Source organism: Bartonella sp. AA1HLJMS, from assembly GCF_042197445.1.
In the GTDB taxonomy this organism is placed as follows: Bacteria; Pseudomonadota; Alphaproteobacteria; order Rhizobiales; family Rhizobiaceae; genus Bartonella.
Map to the genome: position 1 here is coordinate 1 of NZ_JBHIRW010000161.1, position 1596 is coordinate 1596.

Below are 1596 nucleotides of genomic sequence, written 5' to 3' on the forward strand. Positions count from 1 at the left end.
ATAAAGAACATGAAACAATTAAATATTCTTCACACAACAGCTCGTAATAAAATTGCTGCATTTTCTGCAGCTTTAACTGTATTTTTTATGACCGCTCCTGTATACGCCCAAGCAGCGGGTTTAGACCCTGCAAAAAAAGCTTTAGGACTGCTTCAAACAGATTTAAAAACGATTATCCCTATCGCTGCTGCCGTAATACTTTTGTGCTTAGCAATTGGTTATGCAGGGCGCTATATCGGAAAAGACACATTTGTACGGTGGGCAATCGGTGTCGTTATCGCTGGTTCAGCAACTGAACTTGCTAGTTTATTATTTAAACCCAACTAATAAATCTTTTGAAACATGAAATGCTTCTTTCATGAAAAAAGAATTTTAGACTTTAATACTTTTATTCCACATCAATTCAATGAAATTATCCCTTATTTCATGGAAAAACTACTTGCGCCAAATACAATTTGATAAGGTTGAACAATATGAAAAAATTAATCAATTTTCAATTGAATGATAATAATAAAATTACCGCAACCTCTGCAGTTTTAACTGTATTTTTTATGAACAATCCCGTATGGGCTCAAGCAGCAAAAGGTTTGAAAAACGCAGATACAGCTTTAAACGCGCTCCAAAAAGACTTGAAAGAAATTATTCCTATTGCTGCAGCCGTGATACTTCTGTGCTTAGCGATTGCTTATGCAGGGCGCTATATCGGAAGAGATACATTCGTACGATGGGCAATTGGTGTCGTTATTGCTGGTTCAGCAACTGAACTTGCTAATTTGTTATTTAAAAACCCCTGATAAATCTTATTAAACACTAAGTGTATCTATTATAAAAAAACTTAGATTTCTGTATTTTTATTTAGTGAAATAACAAACTATATCAAAAAAAGAGATTATTTATACCAACTGTAATCTAAATTGGAATAAGCAATATGAAACAATTAAAAACTCTTCAAACAATAATTTGGAATAAAGCTACTAAAACCTCTGCAGCTTTAACTGTATTTTTTATGGCCAATCCTGTTTTAGCCCAAGCAGTAGTTCTACAACCTGCAAATAACGCTTTAACTGCACTCCAAACAGACTTAAAAACGATTATCCCCATTGCTGCTGCCGTGATACTTTTGTGCTTAGCAATTGGTTATGCAGGGCGCTACATCGGAAAAGATACATTCGTACGGTGGGCAATTGGTGTCGTTATCGCGGGTTCAGCAGCTGAACTTGCAAATATGTTATTCAAAAGCGCGTAATAAAAATGACTATTAAAGTCATGCTGTATAAAATATCTTTTTATCCTAAAGAGAAATCTAAATTGAGATAAACAATATGAAAAAATCAAAAGTTCTTCAAACAATAATTCGGAATAAAGCTACTAAAACCTCTGCAGCTTTAACTGTATTTTTTATGGCCAATCCTGTGTATGCTCAACAATTAACAACTGCAAAAGGTGCTTTAGAAAAACTCCGTGATGACTTAAAGTTGCTTATCCCTATTGCTGCTGCCGTGATACTTTTGTGCTTAGCAATTGCTTATGAGATCGGCTACATCGCAAAAGAGACATTCGTATGAATCGCGGTGGGTGTTGTTATATCTAGTTCAG

At 34.8% G+C, this 1596-nt stretch carries 3 protein-coding genes and 1 pseudogene; all 4 read left to right on the top strand.

Annotated features, from left to right (window positions below; translation table 11 throughout):
* Positions 1 to 9 precede the first annotated feature (9 nt).
* Entirely contained in the window at positions 10 to 327 is a 318-nt protein-coding gene (trwL, locus tag ACFIQE_RS10215) for a VirB2 family type IV secretion system major pilin TrwL (protein ID WP_375621037.1), read from the top strand.
* Positions 328 to 473: 146 nt separating this feature from the next.
* Positions 474 to 794 carry a VirB2 family type IV secretion system major pilin TrwL gene (gene trwL, locus ACFIQE_RS10220; RefSeq protein ID WP_375621038.1) on the top strand — a complete coding sequence of 107 codons (321 nt, stop codon included), beginning with the start codon at positions 474 to 476 and terminating at the stop codon, positions 792 to 794.
* A 134-nt stretch (positions 795 to 928) separates the two neighbouring features.
* The gene (trwL, locus tag ACFIQE_RS10225; RefSeq protein WP_375621039.1) at positions 929 to 1246 is read left to right on the top strand and encodes a VirB2 family type IV secretion system major pilin TrwL; all 318 of its coding nucleotides are present in this window, start codon (positions 929 to 931) and stop codon (positions 1244 to 1246) included.
* Between the two features lie 76 nt (positions 1247 to 1322).
* Positions 1323 to 1562, top strand: a pseudogene (locus ACFIQE_RS10230) (TrbC/VirB2 family protein); the annotation flags it as partial.
* Between the last annotated feature and the right edge of the window lie 34 nt (positions 1563 to 1596).

What these genes read in the sequence shown, in the direction of transcription:
- trwL (WP_375621037.1), top strand. Translation starts at nt 10, where the DNA reads ATGAAACAATTAAATATTCTTCACACAACAGCTCGTAATAAAATTGCT.
- trwL (WP_375621038.1), top strand. Translation starts at nt 474, where the DNA reads ATGAAAAAATTAATCAATTTTCAATTGAATGATAATAATAAAATTACC.
- trwL (WP_375621039.1), top strand. Translation starts at nt 929, where the DNA reads ATGAAACAATTAAAAACTCTTCAAACAATAATTTGGAATAAAGCTACT.